The organism is Bacillus sp. BHET2 (genome assembly GCF_005938125.1).
Lineage (GTDB): Bacteria > Bacillota > Bacilli > Bacillales > Bacillaceae_B > Rossellomorea.
The window spans coordinates 1-317 of record NZ_VCQN01000062.1 but is presented as its reverse complement, the minus strand read 5'-3'; the positions used below and the strand labels follow the sequence as shown (position 1 = coordinate 317).

Genomic DNA, 317 nt, shown 5'->3' with positions numbered 1-317 from the left:
TGAGGTCGGTGGTTCGAGTCCACTTAGGCCCACCATATTCGATCCCCTTGGGGCCTTAGCTCAGCTGGGAGAGCGCCTGCTTTGCACGCAGGAGGTCAGCGGTTCGATCCCGCTAGGCTCCACCAAGGTTTTTTACGAAGCGATAGCGGAGTAAAATAACCATCCATATTATCTCTTATGAGATTATAGATTGTTCTTTGAAAACTAGATAAAGATAAATTGATAGTCAAGAAATTACCGAGTATCGCCATTTTAGGTTTTAAACCTTAAGTAGTAAGTGATCAAATGTTGATTTAGCAGCCTAGCTGTTGAACAAG

The 317-nt window shown here is 43.5% G+C and carries 1 tRNA gene; it reads left to right on the top strand.

The features are described from left to right. Positions 1-49 precede the first annotated feature (49 nt). Positions 50-125 (top strand) — tRNA-Ala (locus FGG79_RS21525). Positions 126-317: the final 192 nt, after the last annotated feature.